Here is a 17,415-nt window from a genome sequence, read left to right on the forward strand (position 1 = left end):
CGCGTTGTTACTCCCAGAAATCCCGGGCCGGGTCGAGCACCGGGCGAATGATGCCCGCACGCACCGTAAAGTCGCCGAAGCCTTCACCCGCTTCACGCTCTTTCGCCCAGCGCCCAACCAGTTCGTCGACCGAATCGAGGATCTCCGATTCAGTAATGTTTTCACGGTACATCCGTGGGATACGCGTACCGATGCGGTTGCCGCCAAGATGCAGGTTGTAACGGCCTGGCGCTTTACCCACCAGTCCCATCTCTGCCAGCATTGCGCGGCCACAGCCGTTCGGGCAGCCGGTAATACGCATAACAATATGCTCGTCCGGAATACCGTGTTTTTCCAGAATCGCTTCTACTTTGTCAGTGAATGACGGCAGGAAACGCTCCGCTTCGGCCATTGCCAGCGGACAGGTCGGGAATGACACGCAGGCCATCGAGTTTTCGCGCTGCGGTTTCACCGCATTCATCAACCCATGATCGCGCGCCAGTTTCTCGATCTTCGCCTTCTGGTTTTCAGGCACACCAGCAATGATCAGGTTCTGGTTGGCGGTAATGCGGAACTCACCCTTGTGGACCTTCGCAATTTCCAGCAAACCGGTTTTCAGTGGACGCCCCGGATAATCCAGAATACGACCATTTTCAATAAACAGCGTCAGGTGCCATTTATTGTCGATGCCTTTTACCCAGCCGATACGATCGCCGCGACCGGTGAATTCGTAAGGGCGGATCGGCTCAAATTTGATGCCGGCGCGACGTTCCACTTCTTCTTTAAACGTCTCAACGCCCACGCGCTCCAGGGTGTATTTGGTTTTCGCGTTTTTACGGTCGGTACGGTTACCCCAGTCGCGCTGGGTGGTTACCACCGCTTCTGCCACCGCCAGCGTATGCTCGAGCGGCAGGAAGCCAAACTCACTCGCGGTACGGGCATAGGTTTTCTTGTTACCGTGTTCGATGGACAGACCGCCGCCCACCAGCAGGTTAAAGCCCACCAGCTTGCCGTTTTCGGCAATTGCCACGAAGTTCATGTCATTGGCGTGCAGATCGATATCGTTCTGCGGCGGGATCACTACCGTGGTTTTGAACTTACGCGGCAGATAGGTCTGTCCAAGGATCGGTTCTTCGTCGGTGGTGGCGACTTTTTCCTGATCGAGCCAGATCTCCGCATAAGCGCGCGTGCGCGGCAGCAGATGCTCAGAGATCTTCTTCGCCCACTCATAGGCTTCGGCGTGCAGCTCGGACTCATACGGGTTCGAGGTGCAAAGCACGTTACGGTTCATGTCGTTGGCGGTCGCCAGCGCGTCCAGCCCAACCGAGTGCAACATCTGGTGTACCGGCTTCACGTTCTTCTTCAGAATGCCGTGGAACTGGAAGGTCTGACGGTTAGTCAGACGGATGCTGCCATAAATCGTATTTTCGCCGGCAAACTTGTCGATCGCCTGCCACTGTTTAGTGGTGATGACCCCACCCGGCAGGCGGCAGCGCAGCAGCATCGCGTGACGCGGCTCCAGCTTCTGCTCAGCACGCTCGGCGCGGATATCGCGATCGTCCTGCTGGTACATACCGTGAAAACGGATCAGCAGGAAGTTGTCGCCTTTGAAACCGCCGGTGAGACCGTCATTCAGATCTTCAGCAATGGTGCCGCGCAGGTAGTTGCTTTCCAGCTTCATGCGCTCGGCGTCTGTCAGTTTACCTTCGACCACCAGTGGCCCTGGATGTTTTTCGCTCATTAGTAGACATCTCGCTGATAACGGCGCTCAACGCGCAGCTCACTTAAATATTCATCTGCCGTTTCGGCATCCATACCACCGAATTCGGCAATCACTTCCAGCAACGCCTGCTCAACGTCTTTCGCCATGCGATTAGCGTCGCCGCAGACATAAATGTGGGCACCGTCATTGATCCAGCGCCACAGCTCTGCGCCCTGTTCGCGCAGTTTGTCTTGTACATATACTTTTTCTTTCTGGTCACGAGACCAGGCCAGATCGATGCGGGTCAGTACGCCTTCTTTAACATAGCGCTGCCACTCAACCTGGTAGAGGAAATCTTCCGTAAAGTGCGGGTTGCCGAAGAACAGCCAGTTTTTACCCGGTGCTTCATCTGCCGCGCGCTGCTGCATGAAGGCGCGGAACGGTGCAATGCCGGTGCCTGGGCCAATCATGATGACCGGCGTTTCCGGGTTAACAGGTAGACGGAAGTTGTCATTGTGCTCAATAAAGACGCGCACTTCGCCCTCTTCTTCCACGCGGTCAGCCAGGAACCCTGACGCCCCACCCGTACGAGCACGACCTTCGATGTCATAACGCACCACACCCACGGTGATGTGTACTTCGCTCTCCACTTCTGCCTGCGAAGAAGCGATGGAGTACAGACGCGGGGTCAGAGGACGCAGCAAGCCGATCAGCGCGTCGGCATCCAGCTGTGCCGGAGAGAAACGCACCATATCAACAATTGGCGTTGTTGCCGCGTAATGCTGCAGCTTCGCCTTATCACCCACGAATGGCAGCAGCGATTCGCTGCGGGTTAAGGTGGCGTAATTTTCTACAATATTCGGGGTATTCACCGTCAGTTCGAAATGCCACTGCAGCGCTTCAGAGAGCGACTGCGTTTTGCCTTCGACAGTCACGGGCTCATCACCTTTCAGCCACAGCAGTTCGACCAGCTCTTTTACCAGCGCCGGATCATTCTGATACCAGATCCCCAACGCATCGCCCGGCTGATAACGCAGGCCAGAGTCACCAAGATCGATTTCGATATGGCGCACATCTTTTTCAGAATCACGGCCGGTAATTTTCTGGTTAACCGACAGGTTCGCGGCCAGCGGGGCCTCTTTAGTATAAGGGCTGGTATGGATGTCGTTGACGGCACCCGTCGCAGTATATGCGGCCTGTGCCTGCGTCTCTTTCGGGACGCGCGCTTTCAGCACCTCAACGATGCGGGCACGCCATTCGGCGGCGGCGGTCTGGTATTCCACGTCGGCGTCAACGCGGTCCAGCAGACGTTCTGCGCCCAGTTCAGCCAGCTTGCTGTCGAAATCTTTACCGGACTGGCAGAAGAATTCATAGGAGGTATCGCCCAGACCAAACACGGCAAAGGCCGTGCCATCCAGTTTTGGCGCTTTTTTCGAGAACAGGAACTTATGCAACGCCACCGCTTCTTCAGCAGGTTCACCTTCCCCCTGCGTCGAGGCGACAACCACCAGCAGTTTTTCTGACGCGATCTGTTTAAATTTATAATCCCCGGCGTTGACCAGGTTCACATTCAGTCTGGCAGCCAGCAGGTCGTCACGCAGCGCTTCTGCCACACGTCGTGCGTTGCCCGTCTGTGAGGCGGAAATCAACGTAATGGCCGGAATTTCTACGGCCGTTGCCGGAGCGGCAGCCACAGCGCCCGGTTGCTGATTGAGCATTCCCCAGAAATAACCGGAGACCCAGGCAAGCTGAGTGGGAGAAAAATCAGAGGTGGCAGCCTGAAGGCGCGCCAGTTGCTCCGGGTTCAGGGGAAGCAAATTTGAAGGTGGGGCCTGTGTTGTCATGCGTCGTTATGTTCCAGTAGCCAAGCGGACTTTAAGCGAATAAATCCAAACTGAAGATAAGGTTAACGGTGAGGATACTAACAATTAAAGAAGGGATGGAAATAATAAATAACCAAATGGACTAACCTGTTTTAGTTATCATGCTTAACGGTAAAACAGATTAATTAACTGATTGAAATACCACAACAAAGATCACAAAAAATGACCACTATCTGCGGTCCAGGCTTCAGAGCCGTTTTAGTTAATGCGAAAAATTGTGCTTTCCGGTACTATGCGGCGGTTTTTTCCGCATTACTGAGAGCGATCATGTCCACCACACTGTTTAAAGATTTCACCTTCGAAGCCGCCCACCACCTTCCGCATGTTCCTGAAGGACATAAATGTGGCCGTCTGCACGGGCACTCGTTTATGGTGCGTCTTGAGATCACCGGTGAAGTCGATCCGCATACCGGTTGGATCATGGACTTCGCTGAGCTGAAGGCGGCGTTTAAGCCAACTTACGATCGTCTGGATCACTATTACCTGAATGATATTCCGGGCCTTGAAAACCCGACCAGCGAAGTGCTGGCAAAATGGATCTGGGATCAGATGAAACCGCTGGTACCGCTGCTGAGCGCAGTGATGATCAAAGAGACCTGCACCGCCGGCTGCGTCTATCGCGGCGAGTAAAAAAAAGCCCGGTTAAACCGGGCTTTTTTTTAGGCAATATTCAGGTACTTGTGCGTCTGCATCGACAGACGCCAGTTACGCGCAATACAGGTTTCAATGCACAGGCGCGTTGCATCCTCTTTCTGGCTAATAGGCTGCAGGGCAATGACCCGCTGCTTTTCATCCGAGAGGGTTGCCAGCAGTTCATCCAGTGCTTCAATATCGCGCACACGTCCTACCGGGTGTTTAATCTCATCAGCACGTTCCAGCGCCTGAGACAGGACATCGTATCCGCCGCGCATATTCACTTTCGGTGATACCGTCACCCACGTGGTGTGGGAACAACGCACTTCATGGGTACCGCTGGTTTCAATCTGGCAGCTGTAACCGTTCTTTTCGAGCAGCTCGGTTAGCGGCGTCAGATCGTGGATGCAGGGTTCACCACCGGTGATCACCACATGGTGCGCCGTCCAGCCCTGACGACCAATAATGGCCAGCAGATCTTCTGAACTGCCCGCGCCCCACTTATCGCTCTCTTTGGTTTTCGCCAGAATGCTAAACAGCGACACTTCCCGATCTGCGAGCTTATCCCACGTATGTTTGGTATCACACCAGGCACAGCCAACCGGGCATCCCTGTAAACGAATAAAGATAGCGGGAACACCGGTAAAGTAACCCTCGCCTTGCAGGGTCTGGAACATCTCGTTAATCGGGTACTGCATAGTCATCTCAGTAAAGGGGATAAACGATAATTATCGCAGATCCCCGCCAGATGGTCATGCTCGATCGGTGCTTTGCGCGCCAATCGCCGTCATAAACCGTTCAGTGATCTGCTGTGGACGGGTGATTGCCCCACCAACAACGACCATATGCGCTCCCAGCGCCAGACATCTGGCCGCGCGCTCAGGGGTATCGACGTTGCCTTCGGCAACCACCGGAACCGTAACGGCAGCCAGTACATCCTTCAGGAATGCGCAATCATTGTCGGGTAAAGCATGACCCGCGCTTTCCGCCGTATAACCATAAAGCGTGGTTCCGACACAATCAAAGCCCAGTTCCTGCGCGGTTACGGCCTCTGCTACGCTGGAAATATCCGCCATCAGCACTATCCCGGGGTAACGTTTACGGATGTGGCTGACCAGCGTTTCCAGTGATTCACCGCCAGGGCGCTCGCGCGCAGTCGCATCAAGGGCAATGATTTCCGGAGAGATGCTCATCAGCTCATCCACTTCTTTCATCGTCGCAGTGATAAACACCGCGCTACCAGGGTAATCCCGCTTGATGATGCCGATAACGGGTAAAGAAACCTCCTGTTTAATGGCCGCAATATCCACCACGCTGTTGGCGCGGATGGCAGCAGCCCCGCCCTGAAACGCTGCCCGCGCCATCCGTGACATAATAAACGGGCTATGCAGAGGTTCATTTTCCAGCGCCTGACAAGAGACGACCAGTTTTCCTTTCAGGTTATCCAGTACAGTTTTCATTACGATAAGATCTCTTCAACTTCGTTTTTGATAATCGTGACATGCGGGCCATAAATGACCTGAACACCGTTACCGCGCACAATGACGCCGCGTGCACCGGTCGCTTTCAATGCTGCTTCATTCACTTTGCTGCCGTCTTTCACCGTGACACGAAGGCGCGTGGCGCAGCAGTCCACCTCGTCCAGATTCTCTTTTCCACCCAGCCCGGCGATTACCGCTGCAGCGCGCTCGCTTTGAGGCAGACTGACCTCATCCGCCACCGCCTCTTTTTCACGACCCGGCGTGGCAAAATCAAAGCGGTTAATCAGGTAGCGGAAGGTGAAGTAGTAAAGGAAGAACCACGGCACGCCGACCAGCGGAACGAACATCCAGTGGGTTTTGGCCTCACCCTGAAGAATCCCAAACAGCACGAAGTCGATAAAACCGCCGGAGAAGGTTTGCCCGATGGTGATATGCAGCATGTGTGCGAGCATGAACGCCAGCCCGTCAAACAGCGCATGAATGACGTAAAGCACCGGCGCAATAAACAGGAAGGAGAACTCGATAGGCTCGGTAATCCCGGTCAGGAACGAGGTTAATGCCGCAGAGAGCAGCAGCCCGGCGACGCGTTTTTTGTTCTCGGGTTTTGCCGTGTGGTACATCGCGAGACATGCACCGAGCAGGCCAAACATCATCGTAATGAAGCGCCCGGACATAAAGCGCGACGTCCCTTCGTAAAACTGACGCGTCGTAGGATCGGCCAGTTGCGCGAAGAAGATCCGCTGTGTGCCTTCGACCAGGTGACCGTTGACGATCTCACTCCCGCCGAGCGCGGTAGTCCAGAAAGGAAGATAGAAGATGTGATGTAAACCGAATGGGCCGAGCATACGCAAAATAAATCCATAGAGCATTGTGCCCAGATAACCCGTCGCATCCACCAGCCCACCCAGACCAAAGATCAGTTTCTGGAAATGCGGCCAGACGACGGTCATGACGGCCCCGACGAGTATTGCTGCCAGCGAGCTGATAATGGGAACAAAACGTGAACCGCCAAAGAAGCCCAGAAATTGCGGAAGCGCAATTTTATTAAACCGGTGATGGAGTGCACAGGTCACAAGGCCGATCACCACGCCGCCAAACACACCGGTTTCCAGCGTCTGAATCCCCAGCGTCATACCCTGTCCCACAGCACCAGGATTATCATGTGCCAGTTTCCCGGTGAGGATCAGCAGCGCGTTAATGGTGGCATTCATCACCAGAAAAGCGAGCAACGCCGCCAGCCCTGCCGTGCCCTTATCGCTTTTTGCCAGCCCTACAGCAACCCCAACCGCGAACAGCACCGAGAGGTTCGCAAACACAATTGAACCCGCACTGCTCATGATAGTGAAGATGGCCTGAAGCCAGCTCACATCCAAAAACGGATATGCCGCGAGGGTATTTGGATTCGATAACGCGCCACCTATCCCCAGCAGCAGACCCGCCGCAGGCAATACGGCGATAGGTAACATAAAGGATTTGCCAAAGCGCTGCGCTTTTTCAAACCATCCCCCGGAAGAAGCCCCACTGAACATTTGCATCATTTTTTCATCCTCTCATTCAATGATGAAAATTTTTACCATAAAAATATCAATACATGAAAATTACCATCAAAAACCAGGAGGATGATCATACTTTTTCAAAATGACTGGCATCTTTCCCCTGCTTTCCGCCACACTAGTCGCAGAGAAACGCATTAAGGATCTAGCATGTCAGACCATGAAAACCTGCTGCTGAAGCTACGCCAGGAGGCTTCCGGGTACAGCCCAACGCAACAAAAACTTGGCGAGTTTGTCCTCAACGATCCTGCCCGGGTGCTCTACCTGACGATCACTGAACTGGCGCGCGAAAGTCGCACCAGCGAGGCCAGCGTCACGCGTCTTTGCCGCACGCTGGGCTGCAAGGGATATAACGAATTTAAAATGGCACTTGCGCTGGATATTCAGCAGGGCCAGCCCGCGCGACAGACCGGAGATGAAATTGATAACGTTGTCGATGAGTCAGTACAGGCTTTGCAGGATACCGCCAGACTCCTTGACCGGGCGTTGCTTGAAAAGGCGGCGCTAGCGCTGCACCAGGCGCAATCGGTGCAGATTTATGGTGTTGCGGCCAGCGCGATCCTCGGTGAATACCTGCATTACAAGCTGTTGCGGCTAGGCAAACCCGCACAGCTGTTTAGTGATATGCACCGCGCAGCCATGAATGCGACGACCCTTTCGAAGGAGACCCTGGTCGTGGCCATCTCCAGTTCGGGTTCGACGCGGGATTTACTCCACGTGGTGAAACTTGCACGCAAGCGCGGCGTCAAGGTGTTAGCCCTCAGCAATACCCCCCGTAGCCCGCTGGCTTCCCTGAGCGATATTCAGCTGGTTGCAGCCAAGCCCGAAGGGCCGCTTAGCGCTGGCGCACTCAATGCTAAAGTTGGCGTCATGCTGCTGGTCGAGCTGCTGACCACCTCCATGATTGCGCTGGATGGCCATTATGGCGACGTTAGCCAGCAAACGGCCAGCGCTACGCTCCCTCTGTTACTCTAAAAATAGTTCGCAGGCTAAATAAAACGGCCTGCGGTTTTTGGTATTCAGTTTCACTTAAATCATTTACCGGACAAATGAATGGTGTAACAAAGTATTTTGCTTATTACATTTTGAATAACTATTAATAGTAAGATTGAGCTTATAAAAGAGCTTTAAAATCATTAAGTTAAAATATTCTTTTTTATAAATTGAATTTTTTACCTTTCCACAATGTCCAATACCTCCACCTGATTTCCTTTTCTTAAAATAAGCTTAAGAAGCCTTCATTTTCGGCGTTTTATTATTTAAATGCCGTTTACTTTTGTGCGCCTACAATCCGCCTCATTAATCATAATGAGACGGTATTAATGAAGATGTTATTGATTACAGGCGTGACAGGATTTCTGGGCGGTGCAGTACTTGAAAAAATACTGACCAACGACAACCCCGTAAAACTCCTTTTACTCGCGCGTGCCAGCGATCAGCAAAGTGGGCTGGAACGTGTGCAAGAGAACATGCGCAAATTCAATGTGCCAGAGAATAAGCTGGCCTCTCTGAGCGTGGATAATATCCTCATCGGCGACCTCAGCCATCCGGAAGCATTTCTGGACGATCCGCGCCTGGACCAGGTCACGCACGTCGTTAACTGTGCGGCTGTTGCGTCGTTTGGTAATAATCCGCTGATCTGGAAGGTCAATGTCGAGGGTACGCTCACACTGGCGCGTCGCATGGAACGAGTGACGGCCTTACAGCGTTTCCTGCACGTGGGCACGGCAATGTCATGCACGCCGGAACAGGATTCGCTGGTCGCCGAAAGTGCTGAATTCAGAGAAAATGCTGAACACCTGGTGGAATACACGTTTTCGAAGTCAACTATCGAGCAACTGATGCGCCAGGAGTGCCCGAACCTGCCACTGCTTATCGCTCGCCCGTCCATTGTCGTCGGCCATACCCGTCACGGCTGCACACCGTCGAGCAGCATTTTCTGGGTCTTTAGCATGGGTCTGATGCTGCAGAAGTTTATGTGCTCAATGGAAGACAGAATCGATGTTGTTCCGGTGGATTATTGCGCCGATGCGTTGTTAATGCTGCTCACCAGCAACGCTCGTCCGGGAGAAGTGGTACATATTTCTGCAGGGGAAGAGAACAGCGTTCGCTTTGCGGATATCGATCAGGCAATGGCGCAGGCGCTGGAGAAAGCCCCCGTCGGTGATCGGTATGCTCAGGTCAGCTACGAAACGCTGGTCAAAATGCGCCGCGAACTGAAACATATTTTTGGCCCGTGCAATGAACGTCTGATGCTGAGAGCAATGCGCTTATACGGTGCCTTTGCCACGCTTAATGTGCGTTTCAGCAACGACAAGCTGCTCAGCATGGGCATGTCCAAACCGCCGCGTTTTACGGATTATATCGCCCGCTGCGTACAGACGACTCAGGGGCTGACAATTCCGGAACAGATGGCTGTCGATTTTAAATAACCAAAAAAAATGCCAGTCATTCGACTGGCATTTTCATTCTAAGGCTTAAAGGCTATTACTGGCCTTTGATCTCTTTACGACCGTTGTATGGTGCTTTTTCGCCCAGAGCTTCTTCGATACGAATCAGCTGGTTGTATTTAGCAACACGGTCAGAACGGCTCATAGAACCGGTTTTGATCTGGCCTGCAGCGGTACCAACAGCCAGGTCAGCGATGGTAGCGTCTTCAGTTTCGCCAGAACGGTGAGAGATAACAGCGGTGTAGCCAGCGTCTTTCGCCATTTTGATCGCAGCCAGAGTTTCGGTCAGAGAACCGATCTGGTTGAATTTGATCAGGATGGAGTTAACGATGCCTTTCTCGATGCCTTCTTTCAGGATCTTGGTGTTGGTTACGAACAGATCGTCACCAACCAGCTGGATTTTGTCGCCCAGTACTTTGGTCTGGTATGCGAAACCAGCCCAGTCAGATTCGTCCAGACCGTCTTCGATAGAAACGATTGGGTACTGTTTGGTCAGGTCTTCCAGGAAGTGAGTGAACTCTTCAGAGGTGAACGCTTTGTTGCCTTCACCAGCCAGAACGTATTTACCGTCTTTGTAGAATTCAGATGCTGCACAGTCCATCGCCAGGGTGATGTCTTTGCCCAGCTCGTAGCCAGCAGCTTTAACTGCTTCTGCGATTACAGCCAGTGCTTCTGCGTTAGAACCCAGGTTTGGCGCGTAGCCACCTTCGTCACCAACAGCAGTGTTCATACCTTTAGCTTTCAGAACTTTAGCCAGGTTGTGGAACACTTCAGAACCCATGCGTACCGCTTCTTTCAGGGATTTCGCGCCAACTGGCTGAATCATGAATTCCTGAATATCAACGTTGTTGTCCGCGTGCTCACCACCGTTGATGATGTTCATCATTGGTACTGGCATGGAGTATTTGCCTGGGGTGCCGTTCAGTTCAGCAATGTGTTCGAACAGTGGCATACCTTTCGCTGCAGCTGCTGCTTTGGCGTTCGCCAGGGAAACAGCCAGGATTGCGTTCGCACCGAAGTTAGATTTGTTTTCAGTACCGTCCAGATCGATCATGATCTTGTCGATGCCAGCCTGGTCTTTGGCGTCTTTGCCAAGGATTGCCTGAGCAATAGGACCGTTTACAGCGCCAACCGCTTTCAGTACGCCTTTGCCCATGAAACGGGATTTGTCGCCATCGCGCAGTTCCAGCGCTTCGCGGGAACCAGTAGAAGCACCTGATGGAGCCGCTGCCATACCGACGAAACCACCTTCCAGATGAACTTCGGCTTCAACGGTCGGGTTACCACGGGAGTCGATGATTTCACGACCGATGACTTTAACGATTTTGGACATTAGATTTTCCTCAGTACAAGTTAAACTAAAACTCCAGACAAACAACGCGTACCAGGGGTACGCGTTGCCGTTCTAACTTTTTTTACTTCGCCTGACGCTTCTGGTAGTCGCTGGCGGCCTTCACGAAGCCTGCAAACAGCGGATGCCCGTCACGTGGCGTTGAAGTAAATTCCGGGTGGAACTGGCAGGCGACAAACCACGGATGGTTTGGCACTTCAATGATCTCGACTAACTGATCATCCCCGGAGCGGCCCGCAACACGCAGACCCGCGGCTTCAATTTGTTTCAACAACATGTTGTTGACTTCATAGCGGTGACGATGGCGTTCGGTGATGGTTGACTCGCCGTACAGCTTGCGAACCACGCTATCGTCGGACAGCTGGCAGGCCTGTGCGCCAAGACGCATGGTGCCACCCAGATCGCTCTTCTCGGTACGGACTTCGACGTTACCGTCTTCGTCACGCCATTCAGTGATAAGCGCCACTACAGGGTACTTACAGTCTGGCACAAATTCCGTAGAGTTCGCGTTTTCCATTCCCGCTACGTTGCGCGCAAATTCGATCAGCGCAACCTGCATACCCAGACAGATGCCGAGGTATGGAATATTGTTCTCACGCGCATAGCGCGCGGTGGCGATCTTGCCTTCTACACCACGGTAACCGAAGCCACCAGGGATCAGAATAGCATCCAGATCTTTCAGGATTTCAACGCCACGCGTTTCAACATCCTGCGAATCAATCAGCTTGATATTCACGGAGACACGGTTCTTCAGACCACCGTGTTTCAGCGCTTCGATCACTGACTTATAGGCATCCGGCAGTTCGATATACTTGCCGACCATACCGATAGTCACTTCACCAGCCGGATTCGCTTCTTCATAAATAACCTGTTCCCATTCAGACAGGTTAGCTTCCGGACAGTTCAAGCTGAATCGTTTACAAATATAATCGTCCAGGCCCTGTGATTTCAACAGGCCCGGGATTTTATAAATGGAATCGACATCTTTCATTGAAATAACGGCTTTTTCAGGCACGTTACAGAACAATGCAATTTTCGCACGTTCGTTCGCCGGGATAGCACGATCAGAACGGCAAACCAGGATGTCAGGCTGAATACCAATGGAGAGCAGCTCTTTCACCGAGTGCTGAGTCGGTTTGGTTTTCACTTCACCTGCGGCTGCCATGTAAGGCACCAGCGTCAGGTGCATGAACAGCGCGTGTTCACGACCAATATCCACCGCCAGCTGACGAATCGCTTCCAGGAATGGTAAGGATTCGATATCCCCTACAGTACCACCGATTTCAACCAGCACCACATCATGCCCTTCGCCACCGGCAAGAACACGTTCTTTAATTGCGTTCGTGATGTGTGGGATAACCTGCACGGTCGCGCCCAGGTAGTCACCACGGCGCTCTTTACGCAGAACGTCGGAATAGATGCGGCCAGTCGTGAAGTTGTTACGACGGGTCATTTTGGTGCGGATGAAACGCTCGTAGTGGCCAAGATCCAGATCGGTTTCAGCGCCGTCTTCAGTAACGAACACTTCCCCGTGTTGGGTTGGGCTCATGGTGCCCGGATCGACGTTGATGTACGGATCCAGTTTCATCATGGTCACATTGAGGCCACGGGCTTCAAGAATGGCTGCGAGGGAGGCTGCGGCAATGCCTTTACCCAGAGAGGATACGACCCCGCCGGTCACAAAAATATAGTTCGTTGTCATGCTGAACCTGAGAAGTTAGGGTGAAACGATGGAATAACCAGGACGGGAAAGTAGTATACCCGAACACGGCGAGCGCCACAAACTTTCATTCTCCGTCTCCATTCCAGGCCATGACAAACATAAGGAGTGAGAAAATAGCCCGTTTTGGGTAAATGTTTTTGACGCAAATCAAGCGCTTGTCATTTAAAAAATCACACAAATTGCGCTTGATCGCAAAAATCCGTTAGAGATCAGTTTCCTGGCGTTTTACTTCCTGCCAGACTTCTTCCATCACATCGAGGTCTACACCGGTCATTTCCAGGCCACGCGAGGCCACAATCCGTTCGACTTCGCGAAAACGACGCTCGAACTTAATGTTGGCTTTTTGCAGCGCGGTTTCCGCTTTTACACCCAGGTGGCGTGAAAGGTTGACAGTCGCAAACAGCAGATCGCCCATCTCCTCTTCCAGCTTTGCTTCATCCACCACTGCCTGCTGCGCTTCGTGCATCACTTCGTCGATCTCTTCATGCACTTTGTCCAGGACCGGGCCGAGGGACGTCCAGTCAAACCCGACTGCAGAGCAGCGTTTCTGAATTTTATGGGCGCGCATCAGTGCGGGCAGACTCAGAGGAATATCGTCCAGCGCGGAGTGCTGAGATTTCTCTGCGCGTTCGGCGCTTTTGATTTGTTCCCAGCGGACCAGCACTTCCGCACTGTTCCCCGCAGTAGCATCACCAAAAATATGAGGGTGGCGGCGCTCAAGCTTGTCGCTAATAGCGGCACAAATGTCGTCAAAGTTAAAACGCCCCTCTTCCTGCGCCATTTGTGCATAGAACACCACCTGGAAAAGCAGATCGCCCAACTCGCTGCGCAGGTCGTCAAAATCTTCGCGAGAGATGGCGTCCAGCACCTCATAGGTCTCTTCAAGTGTGTACGGGGCGATGGTGGCGAAAGTCTGCTCTTTGTCCCACGGACAGCCGTTTTCAGGGTCCCGAAGACGTTTCATGATGCCGAGCAGGCGGTCGATTTGAGTCATAGTGTTTTCCATTAAAAAAACAAGCCGGGTGGCGGCAAAGCCTTACCCGGCTTACAGAAGAGTGTGTTTAACCGCCGTGCAGACGACGCGCGTCAATCACATCCGGTACCTGGTTCAGTTTGCCAAGCACGCGGCCCAGCACCTGCAGGTTATAGATTTCGATGGTCATATCGATGGTAGCAAGCTGCTCGCGGGTATCGCTGCGGCTGGCGACGCCCAGCACGTTGACCTTCTCGTTGGCGAGAATGGTGGTAATGTCGCGCAGCAGGCCGCTGCGATCGTTGGCAGTGACACGCACCACCAGCGAATAACCCGCGGAATAGCTCTCGCCCCAGACCGCTTCCACGATGCGCTCGGGCGCATGCGATTGTAGCTCGGCAAGCTGGTCGCAGTCGGAGCGGTGAATCGAAATCCCGCGCCCCTGGGTGATAAAGCCGACGATATCGTCGCCAGGGATAGGCTGGCAGCAGCGCGCAATGTGGTGCATAAGATTGCCTACGCCTTCCACTACCACGCGGCCATTGTCTTTGCTGCGCTGTTGCGGGGCATAGGTTTTCTGCTGCAGCTGCTTCAGCGCGGCTGCATCCTGCTCTGCCGCACTCGGCTTATTGAACTGCGCCTGCAGGAAGTTCACCATCTGATTCAGACGGATATCGCCGCCGCCAATGGCCGCTAACAGCTCATCAAGTTCGTTAAAGTTGTAGCGCGGCAGCAGGAACTTCTCCGCCTCTTTCAGGCTGATGCCAATATGCTCCAGCTCGTCATCAAGGATCTGGCGACCAGCAAGGATGTTCTTGTCACGATCCTGTTTACGGAACCAGGCGTGAATTTTGGAACGCCCACGGCTGGTCGTCACGTAACCCAGGTTTGGATTCAGCCAGTCCCGGCTCGGGTTTGGCTGCTTCTGAGTGATAATTTCAATCTGGTCGCCCATCTGCAGCTGGTAGGTGAACGGTACAATGCGCCCGCCGATTTTCGCCCCGATACAGCGGTGCCCCACATCACTGTGGATATGGTAGGCAAAATCGAGCGGTGTAGAGCCCGCAGGCAGATCAACGACATCCCCTTTCGGGGTAAAGACATACACCCGGTCGTCAAAGACCTGGCTGCGCACTTCGTCAAGCATCTCGCCGGAGTCGGCCATCTCTTCCTGCCACGCAATCAACTTACGCAGCCAGGCGATGCGGTCTTCATGGCCGGAACGCGCCCCACCGGAGGTGCCTTCTTTATATTTCCAGTGCGCGGCAACGCCCAGTTCGGCGTCTTCGTGCATCTGTTTGGTGCGGATCTGAATTTCGACCGTTTTGCCGCCAGGGCCGAGCACAACGGTATGAATAGACTGGTAGCCGTTAGGTTTCGGGTTCGCGACGTAGTCATCGAACTCATCCGGCAGGTGGCGGAAGTGCGTGTGCACTATCCCCAGCGCGGCATAGCAGTCCTGCAGACGCTCCGCCACGATACGAACCGCGCGCACGTCAAACAGCTCGTCAAAAGCGAGATGTTTCTTCTGCATTTTGCGCCAGATACTGTAGATGTGCTTTGGTCGACCGTAGACTTCGGCACGCACATTCTCTTCTTTCATTGACTGACGCAACCCGCTGACAAACTCCTCGATATAATGCTCGCGGTCGATACGGCGCTCATGCAGCAGTTTGGCAATGCGTTTATATTCCGCCGGGTGCAGGTAGCGGAAGCAATAATCTTCCAGTTCCCACTTCAGCTGACCAATCCCTAAACGGTTTGCGAGCGGCGCATAGATGTTTGTACACTCTTTGGCGGCCAGCACGCGCTCGTCTTCCGGTGCATCCTTCACTTCACGCAGATGGGCAATACGCTCGGCAAGTTTGATGACCACACAGCGGAAGTCATCCACCATGGCCAGCAGCATGCGGCGAACGTTATCGACCTGTTCTGAAGAGACAGAATCAGTGTGCGCAGCCTTAAGCTGGCGGATAGCCGCCATATCGCGTACGCCGTGGATCAGCGCCACGACCGATTTTCCGACGCTTTCGCGCAGCACGTCTTCAGTGACGACGTCCGCATCGGCAAGCGGGAACAGAAGCGCGGCCTGCAGCGTTTCGATGTCCATGTTCAGCATGGATAAGATTTCAACCATCTCCACGCCGCGCCATAAGAGAAGATCGGCATCCTGATGCCCCTGCGTGGTGCGCAGACAATAGGCCCAGGTTTCGGTTAAGCGTTCACACGACTGCTGGCTGGAAATTCCCAGACTTGCGATCCATTTTTGTGGGTCAAATTCCCCAGCTTTATTAAGATGTGCACTTCTTACCGCAACCATTGTCCTCTCCTTTAGGGACCAGGGCCTGTCGAAGTCGACAAGCCAAACAAATTAGATGTGCTCGAACAACACCATCGATTCCAGATGTCCAGTGTGCGGGAACATGTCCAGCATTGCCAGACGCCGAATCTGGTAACCCGCACTGATTAATGCCTCACTGTCACGGGCAAGCGTTGCCGGGTTACAGGAAACATAGACCACACGCTTCGGCGCGAGTTTAATAATATGTGCCATGACACCCGGTGCACCGGCACGAGCCGGGTCGAGTAATATTTTATCAAAGCCCTGCTTCGCCCACGGCTGTTGGGTGACATCTTCCTCAAGATTTTGATGAAAGAAGGTCACATTTTGCAAGCCGTTCTGCTCTGCGTTCTCCTGCCCTTTAGCCACCAGCGCCTCAACACCTTCCACGCCGACGACGCTCGCGGCTTTTTGCGCCAACGGCAGCGTGAAGTTACCCATTCCGCAGAACAGATCGAGCACCCGATCGCTTTTCTGAACATCCAGCCACGCCAGCGCTTTCTCAACCATCTGCTGGTTAACGCCATCATTTACCTGAATGAAATCCCGCGGGCTGAACGTTAAGCGTAGTCCGTTTGACGCATACCAGGGCGCGTCACCTGTAACCTGCTCAAGTATCTCGCTTTGTGGTGCCAGAAAAAGCGCCAGGTCGTGGGAATGCGAAAAGTGTTCCAGTTTTTCGCGATCTTTTTTCGACAGCGGCGCGGTGTGGCGCAAAACCATCAGCGGGCCATTATTTGCCATGACCAGTTCGACATGCCCAAGGTGGCGAACGCCATCCAGCCCGGAGAGACAAATGCGCACTTCTGGAAGCAATGCCTCAAGATGGGGCACCAAAACGGGGCAATGCTTCACATCAACGATATCGCTGGAGCCGGCTTTGCGAAACCCCATCTCCAGCCGCTCAGTTTTTGGTTGAAAGCTGAGACTCAGGCGCACACGGCGGCGATAACCCCACGGCTCATCGGCAATAATCTCACTAACGTCATGTTTAAGCAGACGCGCCAGGGCGCTACTTTTGCTTTTTTGCTGTAATTCTGTGCTCGCATGCTGTTGCTGACAACCTCCACAGACACCAAAATGCGGGCAACGAGGTTCCACACGCTCCGGGCTATCGTTGAGGCGACGCTTCACCTGTCCACGGGCGTACTGCCGTTTATCTTCTGTCAGCGTAATTTCTGCTCGTTCTGTTGGCAGTAAACCTGTTATAAACAGAGTCTTACCATTATGTCGAGCGACCCCCTGGCCAAAAGGATCCAGGTCCGTAGCTTCAACAGTGATGATTTGACGCGTCGTCACGCGTCGTTTTGCAGAGTAGAATTGCGCCATCGCCGAGATTTTTCTCA

13 protein-coding genes are annotated in these 17,415 nt (G+C 53.5%); 3 read left to right on the forward strand and 10 right to left on the reverse strand.

What is annotated here, in order from left to right:
* Positions 1-7 precede the first annotated feature (7 nt).
* Together cysI and cysJ are read right to left on the reverse strand one after the other, a co-directional pair.
* A complete protein-coding gene (gene cysI, locus WB237_RS16265; RefSeq protein ID WP_049007375.1) occupies positions 8-1,720 on the reverse strand; it encodes an assimilatory sulfite reductase (NADPH) hemoprotein subunit in 1,713 nt (570 codons plus the stop codon).
* Positions 1,720-3,525, reverse strand: coding sequence for an NADPH-dependent assimilatory sulfite reductase flavoprotein subunit (gene cysJ / locus WB237_RS16270; protein WP_336214595.1), 1,806 nt, complete (start codon positions 3,523-3,525; stop codon positions 1,720-1,722). The genes cysI and cysJ overlap by 1 nt, the downstream gene beginning before the upstream one ends.
* A 306-nt stretch (positions 3,526-3,831) precedes the next feature.
* Here cysJ and queD point away from each other — a divergent pair, with 306 nt between their 5' ends.
* Positions 3,832-4,194: a 6-carboxytetrahydropterin synthase QueD gene (queD, locus tag WB237_RS16275; protein WP_010434567.1), complete on the forward strand. Its 363-nt coding sequence runs from the start codon at positions 3,832-3,834 to the stop codon at positions 4,192-4,194.
* A gap of 29 nt (positions 4,195-4,223) precedes the next feature.
* Here the strand turns inward: queD and queE are convergent, their stop codons facing one another.
* The 3 genes from queE to WB237_RS16290 are packed head-to-tail and all read right to left on the reverse strand — an operon-like array spanning position 4,224 to position 7,216.
* The gene (gene queE / locus WB237_RS16280; RefSeq protein WP_336214598.1) at positions 4,224-4,895 is read right to left on the reverse strand and encodes a 7-carboxy-7-deazaguanine synthase QueE; all 672 of its coding nucleotides are present in this window, start codon (positions 4,893-4,895) and stop codon (positions 4,224-4,226) included.
* A gap of 54 nt (positions 4,896-4,949) precedes the next feature.
* Positions 4,950-5,657, reverse strand: coding sequence for an N-acetylmannosamine-6-phosphate 2-epimerase (locus tag WB237_RS16285; RefSeq protein WP_336214599.1), 708 nt, complete (start codon positions 5,655-5,657; stop codon positions 4,950-4,952).
* Entirely contained in the window at positions 5,657-7,216 is a 1,560-nt protein-coding gene (locus WB237_RS16290; RefSeq protein ID WP_336214600.1) for a maltose/glucose-specific PTS transporter subunit IIC, read from the reverse strand. The genes WB237_RS16285 and WB237_RS16290 overlap by 1 nt, the downstream gene beginning before the upstream one ends.
* Positions 7,217-7,381: 165 nt before the next feature.
* Here WB237_RS16290 and WB237_RS16295 point away from each other — a divergent pair, with 165 nt between their 5' ends.
* Both WB237_RS16295 and WB237_RS16300 read left to right on the forward strand, forming a co-directional pair.
* A complete protein-coding gene (locus tag WB237_RS16295; protein WP_108091047.1) occupies positions 7,382-8,206 on the forward strand; it encodes a MurR/RpiR family transcriptional regulator in 825 nt (274 codons plus the stop codon).
* A 347-nt stretch (positions 8,207-8,553) separates the two neighbouring features.
* Positions 8,554-9,663 carry an SDR family oxidoreductase gene (locus WB237_RS16300; RefSeq protein WP_336214603.1) on the forward strand — a complete coding sequence of 370 codons (1,110 nt, stop codon included), beginning with the start codon at positions 8,554-8,556 and terminating at the stop codon, positions 9,661-9,663.
* A gap of 55 nt (positions 9,664-9,718) precedes the next feature.
* On the opposite strand, the gene eno is transcribed toward WB237_RS16300, so the two are convergent.
* From eno to rlmD, 5 genes are all read right to left on the reverse strand, one after another.
* Positions 9,719-11,014: a phosphopyruvate hydratase gene (eno, locus tag WB237_RS16305; RefSeq protein WP_028016878.1), complete on the reverse strand. Its 1,296-nt coding sequence runs from the start codon at positions 11,012-11,014 to the stop codon at positions 9,719-9,721.
* An 82-nt stretch (positions 11,015-11,096) separates the two neighbouring features.
* A complete protein-coding gene (gene pyrG, locus WB237_RS16310; RefSeq protein ID WP_028016879.1) occupies positions 11,097-12,734 on the reverse strand; it encodes a glutamine hydrolyzing CTP synthase in 1,638 nt (545 codons plus the stop codon).
* A gap of 223 nt (positions 12,735-12,957) precedes the next feature.
* Complete coding sequence (gene mazG / locus WB237_RS16315; RefSeq protein WP_336214604.1) at positions 12,958-13,749, reverse strand: nucleoside triphosphate pyrophosphohydrolase; 792 nt, start codon at positions 13,747-13,749, stop codon at positions 12,958-12,960.
* Positions 13,750-13,816: 67 nt separating this feature from the next.
* Positions 13,817-16,048 carry a GTP diphosphokinase gene (gene relA, locus WB237_RS16320; RefSeq protein WP_028016881.1) on the reverse strand — a complete coding sequence of 744 codons (2,232 nt, stop codon included), beginning with the start codon at positions 16,046-16,048 and terminating at the stop codon, positions 13,817-13,819.
* A 51-nt stretch (positions 16,049-16,099) separates the two neighbouring features.
* Entirely contained in the window at positions 16,100-17,398 is a 1,299-nt protein-coding gene (gene rlmD, locus WB237_RS16325) for a 23S rRNA (uracil(1939)-C(5))-methyltransferase RlmD (RefSeq protein ID WP_336214605.1), read from the reverse strand.
* Between the last annotated feature and the right edge of the window lie 17 nt (positions 17,399-17,415).

The organism is Enterobacter sp. P82, from assembly GCF_037053385.1.
GTDB lineage: Bacteria > Pseudomonadota > Gammaproteobacteria > Enterobacterales > Enterobacteriaceae > Enterobacter.